This window comes from Stenotrophomonas sp. P5_B8 (genome assembly GCF_054049855.1).
In genome coordinates, this window is record NZ_JBFULO010000173.1 from 1 (window position 1) to 7724 (window position 7724).

At 67.4% G+C, this 7724-nt stretch carries 5 protein-coding genes; 3 read left to right on the forward strand and 2 right to left on the reverse strand.

The window, feature by feature from the left end; genetic code table 11:
• Nucleotides 1-201: 201 nt before the first annotated feature.
• A complete protein-coding gene (blaL2, locus tag ACXJKH_RS11095; RefSeq protein WP_457319469.1) occupies nt 202-1107 on the reverse strand; it encodes a L2 family extended-spectrum class A beta-lactamase in 906 nt (301 codons plus the stop codon).
• Nucleotides 1108-1314: 207 nt separating this feature from the next.
• Here blaL2 and ACXJKH_RS11100 point away from each other — a divergent pair, with 207 nt between their 5' ends.
• Nucleotides 1315-2187, forward strand: coding sequence for a LysR family transcriptional regulator (locus ACXJKH_RS11100; RefSeq protein ID WP_457319470.1), 873 nt, complete (start codon nt 1315-1317; stop codon nt 2185-2187).
• A gap of 158 nt (nt 2188-2345) precedes the next feature.
• Here ACXJKH_RS11100 and ACXJKH_RS11105 read toward each other — a convergent pair whose 3' ends face one another.
• Nucleotides 2346-4202 (reverse strand): ABC-F family ATP-binding cassette domain-containing protein, encoded by a 1857-nt coding sequence (locus ACXJKH_RS11105; RefSeq protein WP_457319471.1) that lies wholly within the window; start codon nt 4200-4202, stop codon nt 2346-2348.
• Between the two features lie 345 nt (nt 4203-4547).
• On the opposite strand from ACXJKH_RS11105, the gene ACXJKH_RS11110 reads away from it, so the two are divergent.
• Complete coding sequence (locus ACXJKH_RS11110; RefSeq protein ID WP_457319472.1) at nt 4548-6941, forward strand: TonB-dependent receptor plug domain-containing protein; 2394 nt, start codon at nt 4548-4550, stop codon at nt 6939-6941.
• A 284-nt stretch (nt 6942-7225) separates the two neighbouring features.
• Nucleotides 7226-7724, forward strand: a 499-nt coding sequence (locus ACXJKH_RS11115) for a cation:proton antiporter domain-containing protein (RefSeq protein WP_312238722.1), incomplete at its 3' end; no start/stop codon positions are given.

Here is a 7724-nt window from a genome sequence, read left to right on the forward strand (position 1 = left end):
GTTGTTCGGCAGCGTGGAGTACTACGACGTGGACCGCTGGGGCCGGGATTTCCTGGCGGCGGTGCGCGACAGCCACCCCGACACGTAACGCTGCGGCGGCGGGGCCGGCCAACGGCCGGCTCCGGGGATGTCCCGGGATTCATGAGGCGCCGGCCAGCGGCCGGCACTACGGGGGGGCGGCTGCTCTGCCCTCCGCTGGATTCACCCGGCGCGCATGCGTTGCTCGGCGATTACCGCGACCTGGCGCAGTACGTCATTGCGGCCGGCGTCGTCCACGGTCGCGCCCTGCAGGTAGCTGGTCAGCACCCACGGGGCGCCGCCGGCCATCGGCCACAGGATCGCGATGTCGTTGGTGGTGTCTTCGCCATTGCTGCCGGTCTTGTCGCCCACCCGCCACGCCTTGGACAGACCTGCACGCAGGCGTGCATCGCCGGTTTCGTTGTCGATCAGCCAGTCGGCCAGCTGCTGGCGTGACGCCGGTTGCAGCACCGTGCCCAGCACGAAGCGCTGCAGGCTGGCGGCCATCGCGGCCGGGCTGGTGGTATCGCGCGGATCGCCCGGCGCGAAGCGGTTCATGTCCGGCTCCAGGCGATCGTTGCGGGTCACCGCATCGCCGTTGTCGCGCAGGAAACGGGTGACGGCGGAGGGTCCGCCGACCGCGCCCAGCAGCAGGTTGGCCGCCGGGTTGTCGCTGGTGATCATCGTCGCCCGACACAGGTCGCGCACGCTGAGGTCCTTGCCGACGTGGCGCGTGGTGACCGGCGCATGCGAGAGCATGTCCTGCTGGCGCACCGGCACGCGCTGATCCAGGGTGAGCCGCCCGGCATCGACCTGGCGCAGGACGGCCGCACACAACACGAACTTGAAGGTGCTGCACATCGGGAAGCGCTCATCCTGGCGGTGGCCGATGCGCTGCCCGGTAGCGGTATCCAGCACGGTCACCCCGAGCCGACCGCCGCTGGCCGCTTCCAATGCCGCAAAGTCCCCGGCGGCGGCGATCGGCGCTGCGGCCGATGCCGACGGCGGCATCTTCGCCAGCGCGGTGGCGGCCAGCGCCGAGGCGGCGGCGGCCCCGGTCCATTGCAGGAACTGTCGTCGAGCAAGCATGCAGGTTCTCCTTGTTGGAGGAGGGAGTATTGCCAGCGCTGGCACGGGTGAACAGCGATCATTTCCAGTGAGACACATGATTCAAACTAATGGCTTGGCCGGGCGCACCTGGCGAAGGGGTCCGCAATCAAGGTCATTTCCGCCATCACGGGCACAGCGGGTGTCTGCAGATGCCATGATGCATCACCCCTGCTCACGGCTCGACGGATGATCCGCCCCCAGTTGCCGCTCAACGCGCTGCGCGCCTTCGAGGCCGCCGCCCGCCACCAGAACTTCACCCGCGCCGCGCTGGAGTTGTGCGTCAGCCAGGCGGCGCTGAGCCATCAGATCCGCGCGCTGGAGGAACGGCTGGGGGTGTCGCTGTTCAACCGGTTGCCGCGTGGCGTGGCGCTGACCGACGAAGGCGCGCGCCTGTATCCGGTGCTCAACGAGGCCTTCGACCGTATCGCCGTCAGTCTGGACCGCTTCGTCGGCGGGCATTTCCGCCAGGTACTGAGCGTGGGCGTGGTCGGCACCTTTGCCACCGGCTGGCTGCTACCCCGGCTGGCGGACTTCAACGCGCTGCATCCGGATATCGAGCTGCGCGTGCAGACCCACAACAACCGCATCGACCTGGCCGGCGAAGGCCTGGACCTGGCGATCCGCTTCGGCGATGGCGACTGGCAGGGACAGGTCAGCGATGCGGTGCTGGAGGCGCCGTTCGCCCCGCTGTGCGCGCCGGCGTTGGCACGGATGCTGCGGCAGCCGCGCGACCTGGCCAATGTGGCGATGTTGCGCTCGTATCGCAGCGACGAATGGCCGCGCTGGCTGCAGGCGGCAGGCGCGTCGGAGCTGGAAGCGCGCGGACCGGTGTTCGACTCGTCACTGACCCTGGCCCGTGCCGCAGCCTCCGGTGCCGGCGTGGCGCTGTTGCCGTTGAAGATGTTCGAGCAGGACCTGGCGCAGGGACGGCTGGTCCAACCGTTCGCGCAGACCCTGGACCTGGGGCGGTACTGGTTGACGCGATTGCGCTCGCGCGCCGAGAGCGAGGCGGCGCGGCGTTTCCGGGAATGGCTGGAAATGCAGGACCCTGCGCGCTGAGCCGACAGCAGCCGGGCATGGCCCGGCTCTACCGTCAGGGTTGCAACATCGCACGCACCGGGGGTGATGCAATGCGTGCCCCACCGGTGGAGCCACGCCATGCGTGGCTTGCCTGACGCAAGCGCGGATAACCCACCGCGCCGCGCCATTGAACGGGCTTACCCTTCCAGCAGCTCCATCCAGGTCTGCTCGGCCTTGCTGAGCAGCGTGGCAGTGGCCTCGCGGTCACGGCCGAGCACGGCCATGCGGGTGGCATCGGCGTAGTTGCCTGGGTCGGCCAGCTGGCGATCCAGCTCGGCCAGCACGCCTTCCAGCTCGCTGACCTTCGCTTCGGCGGCCGCCAACTTATGCGGATTGACCGGCTTCTTCGGCGGCAGCGGCGGGGTCGGGGCCACCGGCTCCGGTGCGGCGGCGGCCATCTTCTGCTTGGTACCCTGCGCGGCCGGACGCGAACGCAGCCACGCCGCATATGCATCCAGGTCGCCATCGAACGGCTCGACCACGCCATCGGCCACGCGCCAGAAGGTATCGCAGACCAGCCCGATCAGATGGCGGTCATGGGAGACCATCACGATCGCCCCTTCGAAGTCGGCCAGGGCTTCGGCCAGGGCTTCACGCATTTCCAGGTCAAGGTGGTTGGTCGGTTCGTCGAGCAGCAGCACGTTGGGCTGCTGGTAGGCGATCAGCGACAGCGCCAGGCGCGCGCGCTCGCCACCGGAGAAACCATCCACCGGTTCGAACGCACGGTCACCAGCGAAATTCCACTTGCCGAGGAAATCGCGGAAGACCTGGTTCGGCGCATCCCGGTCCAGGTCGCGGAAGTGCTCCATCGGCGACTGCCCTTCGTGCAGCGACTCCACCGTGTGCTGGGCGAAGTAGCCGATGCGCAGGTCCGGGTGCGCGGCGCGCTCGCCACTGAGCGGCGCCAGTTCACCCACCAGGGTCTTCACCAAGGTCGTTTTACCCGCGCCGTTCGGGCCCAGCAGGCCGATGCGCTGGCCGGCTTCCAGGCCGAAGCCCACGTTGTGCAGGATCACCGAATCGGCGCCGTAACCGGCCTCGACGTGGTTGAGGCGGATCAGCGAGAACGGCAGCTTGGCCGGCGGCGAGAACTCGATGCGGAACTCGCGCTCGGCGCGTACCGCCTCGGTGCCGGCCAGCTTGGCCAGGCGCTTCATGCGGCTCTGCGCCTGCGCGGCCTTGCTGGCCTGCGCCTTGAAGCGGTCGATGAAGCTCTGCAGGTGGGCGCGCTCGGCCTGTTCCTTGTCGTGCGCGATCTGCTGCTGGCGCAGCTGTTCAGCGCGCTGGCGCTCGAAATCGGTGTAACCGCCCGGGTACAGCTTGGCACCGCCCCCATGCAGGTGCAGCGTGTGGGTGGCCACGTTGTCCAGGAACTCGCGGTCATGGGAGATCAGCAGCAGGGTGCCGGGGTACTTGAGCAGCCACTGTTCCAGCCAGAACACCGCATCCAGATCCAGATGGTTGGTCGGCTCATCGAGCAGCAGCAGGTCGCTGGGCATCATCAGCGCGCGGGCCAGGTTCAGGCGCACGCGCCAGCCACCGGAGAACGAGGAGACCGCCCGCGAGTGGGTCTCGGCCGGGAAGCCCAGGCCGTGCAGCAGCTTGCCGGCGCGGGCTTCGGCGTCATAGGCGCCGATCTCGGCCATCTTCTGGTGCGCGGTAGCCACCGCTTCCCAGTCTTCGCGTGCGGCCGCGGCGGCTTCCTCGCGCATGACCGCAGCCACCTCGGTGTCGCCTTCGAGCACGAACTGCAGCGCCGGGTCGGGCAGCGACGGGGTCTCCTGGGCCACGCTGGCGATGCGGACCTTGCCGGGCAGGTCGACATCGCCCTTGTCCGCCTCCAGCTCGCCCTTCACGGCAGCAAACAGGCTGGACTTGCCGGCACCGTTGCGGCCGACCACGCCGACGCGGTACCCCGCGTGCAGGGTCAGGTCGACGTTGGACAACAGCAGCCGCTCGCCACGGCGCAAGGCGAAGTTACGAAGGGAAATCATCTTGGGGGTCCATATAACGGAATGGAATGTGCTGGTGAGCACCTTTCCTGCGACGTAATTCTAACGTTAACGAATACTTGACGCGCCCCGGGATGCGCGGCGGGTCGCGTTCCTCTCTCCCACGACCCCGCCTGCGCTTCCCCGGGACCCTGATGTCGAGCGTCCCGATTCACGTAAATGGTTGCTACTGCAACGTTTTTTGTGAAGATTGCGGATATTTGACAAGCGATGAATATCCCGTTAATTGATTTATTGCGCACCGCAACACCCCGCCTTCGCCGACCTGCTTCACGCCGTCGAGTTGTCGTTCCGGTGCCGCGCCATTCCTACCGGAGCCCCACCCTGATGAACCGCAAGACCAGTACGCTCGCCGCCGCCGTAGCTGTCGTGCTCGGTGCCTCCAGCATTGCCGCCAGCGCCCAGGATGCCCCGGCGCGCACCGCTGCCAATACGCTGGACACCATCATCGTCACCGGCACCCGGGTCGCCGACCGCACCGTGGCCGAGTCGCAGTCCCCGATCGACATCATCACCCCCGAAGCGCTGCAGTCCACCGGCACCACCGAGCTGGCCACCGCGCTGGCGCGCGCCCTGCCCTCGCTGAACTTCCCGCGCCCGGCGCTGACCGACGGCACCAGCGGCATCCGTCCGGCGCAGCTGCGCGGGCTGTCGCCGGACCAGGTGCTGGTGCTGGTCAACGGCAAGCGCCGGCATACCTCGGCGCAGATCAACGTCAACGGCAGCATCGGCCGCGGCTCGTCGGCGGTGGACATCAACGCGATCCCGATCGCGGCCATCGAACGCGTGGAAGTACTGCGCGACGGCGCCTCGGCGCAGTACGGCTCGGACGCCATCGCCGGCGTGGTCAACATCGTGCTCAAGGGCGCGTCCTCCGGCGGCAGCCTGGCCGTGGATGCGGGACAGTACTCGGCCGGCGACGGCAACAAGTACCAGATCTCCGGCGATGCCGGGATCGGCTTCGCCGACGGCCGCGGCAGCGTGCACGTGGCCGGGCAGATCCTGCAGCAGGATGAAAGCAATCGCGCCGGCCCGTACCTGGGCACCACGCCCAATACCGGCAATTTCCCCAACATCGGCCAGACCACCTTTGTGGTCGGCGATCCGCAGGTGGATGCCACCGCCGCCTCGGTCAACGCCAGCTTCCAGTTCACCGACCATGTGTCGGCCTACGCAACGGCGATGGCCAGCAACCGCGACATCACCTCGTTCGCGTTCTACCGCTCGCGCACCAACAGCGGCCAGGGCGCATTGCTGGCGCAGACCTACCCGGACGGCTTCGTGCCGCAGATCAACCAGTACTCCAAGGACCGCTCGCTGGTGGCCGGGGTCAAGGGCGACACCGACAACGGCTGGACCTGGGATGTGAGCGCCAACCACGGCGAGAACACGATCGACTTCCACACCCGCAACAGCATCAACTACAGCCTCGGCCTGACCAGCCCGCGCTCGTTCTACGACGGTGCGCTCAAGTACACCCAGGATATCTTCAACGCCGACCTGACCAAGTCGCTGGACTGGGGCCTGGCCTACCCGGTGACGCTGTCCTTCGGCGGTGAGTACCGCCGCGAGAACTGGGAGCAGTCCGCGGGCGAAGCCAATGCGTACTTCGGCAGCGGCGCGCAGGGTTTCGGTGGGTTCACCCCGGTCAACGCGGTGGACAACGACCGCCACAACTACGCGGTGTACGGCGGGCTGGAAGCGGACCTCACCGACAAGTTCTCCGCCGGCGTGACCGGCCGCTACGAAGACTATTCGGACTTCGGCGACAAGTTCTCCGGGAAGCTCTCGGCGCGCTATGCGTTCACCGACAAGGTCGCCCTGCGCGCCACCGCCTCTTCCGGCTTCCGTGCGCCGTCGCTGGCCCAGCAGAGCTACCAGGCGGTGACCAGCACGATCGTCAACGGTACCTTCGTCGAACGCGGCACCTTCCCCACCACCAGCCTGGCCGCACAGGCGCTGGGTGCCAGCCCGCTGAAGGCTGAAAGCTCCACCTCCTACAGCGTGGGCCTGGTGCTGCAGCCGGTCGAGCGCCTGTACCTGACGGTGGATGCGTACCAGATCGATATCGATGACCGCATCGTGCTGTCCACCAACATCACCACCAACGCGGCGGCCAACTCGCTGCTGAGCGGACTGGGGCTGCCGGGCGTTACCGCGTTCTCCTACTTCACCAACGGCGTGGATACCCGCACCCGTGGCGTGGACGCGGTATCCAGCTACAGCATCCCCTTCAGCGCCAGCACGCTGGAACTGACCGCCGCCTACAGCTACAACGAGACCGAGGTGAAGAAGTTCATCGCCTCTCCGCCGGTGTTCGGCACGCTGGGCATCACCCAGTCGCTGATCGGCCGCGACGAGATCGGTCGCATCGAAGACAGCTACCCGCGCGACAAGACCATCCTCAGCGGCACCTGGCGCAGCGACCACTGGGACTTGAACCTGGCGGCCACCCGTTACGGCAGCTTCACCGTGCGCAACTCGGCCACCGCGCTGCGTGACCAGACGTACGACGCCTCGTGGGTGCTGGATGCGTCGGTCAGCTACAAGCCGAGCGAGAACTGGGCACTCACCCTGGGCGCGGACAACCTGCTGGACGAGTACCCCGACCGCACCGTGGATCTGCAGAACTCCACGTGGGGCATGCTGCCGTACAGCAACTACTCGCCGTATGGGTTCAATGGTGCATACGTGTACGGGCGGATCACGTACAAGTGGTGATCGGGTAGTGCCGGCCGTTGGCCGGCAACACGAAGCCCCCTGGCATCGCGTGATTGCCGGCCAGCGGCCGGCACTACCGTTGAATCCCACGCCCCGGTCCGCCGGGGCGTGGGCATTTTCAGCCTGGCAAATCCTGATTCAGCGCATTCCTGCCTGTCGCGCGCGCCTGTCCCGGACAGCACATCACCTGACCACGGGGACATGACAGCCTTGCGGTCGTCGATGTTTGCTCGATACCACCGCATCGGTGAAAATCGGGGCATTCCCCTGTTCTGCGAGCCCCGATGCACCATGACACCGACCTGATCAACATCGTTGCCGTTGGCCTGGGGCTCGCCTTCATCTTCGGCGCGCTGGCCAACAAGCTGCGTTTGTCTCCGCTGGTCGGTTACCTGGTTGCGGGCATCTGCGTAGGACCCTTCACTCCCGGCTTCGTCGCCGACCAGGCGCTGGCCAACCAGCTGGCCGAGATCGGCGTGATGCTGCTGATGTTCGGTGTCGGCCTGCATTTCTCGCTGAAGGACCTGATGGCGGTCAAGGCCATCGCCATCCCCGGCGCCATCGGCCAGATTCTGGTGGCCACCCTGCTCGGCTGGGGCCTGGCGGCGCTGATGGGCTGGCCGGTGATCCACGGCATCGTGTTCGGCTTCGCGTTGGCCACCGCCAGTACCGTGGTGTTGTTGCGCGCGATGGAAGAACGGCGCCTGCTGGAAACCCAGCGTGGCAAGATCGCGATCGGCTGGCTGATCGTGGAAGACCTGGCCTGCGTGCTGGCCTTGGTGA

Excerpts from the sequence above, each read along its gene's own strand:
- ACXJKH_RS11100 (WP_457319470.1), top strand. The coding sequence starts at position 1,315 with ATGATCCGCCCCCAGTTGCCGCTCAACGCGCTGCGCGCCTTCGAGGCC.
- blaL2 (WP_457319469.1), bottom strand. The coding sequence starts at position 1,107 with ATGCTTGCTCGACGACAGTTCCTGCAATGGACCGGGGCCGCCGCCGCC.
- ACXJKH_RS11110 (WP_457319472.1), top strand. The coding sequence starts at position 4,548 with ATGAACCGCAAGACCAGTACGCTCGCCGCCGCCGTAGCTGTCGTGCTC.
- ACXJKH_RS11105 (WP_457319471.1), bottom strand. The coding sequence starts at position 4,202 with ATGATTTCCCTTCGTAACTTCGCCTTGCGCCGTGGCGAGCGGCTGCTG.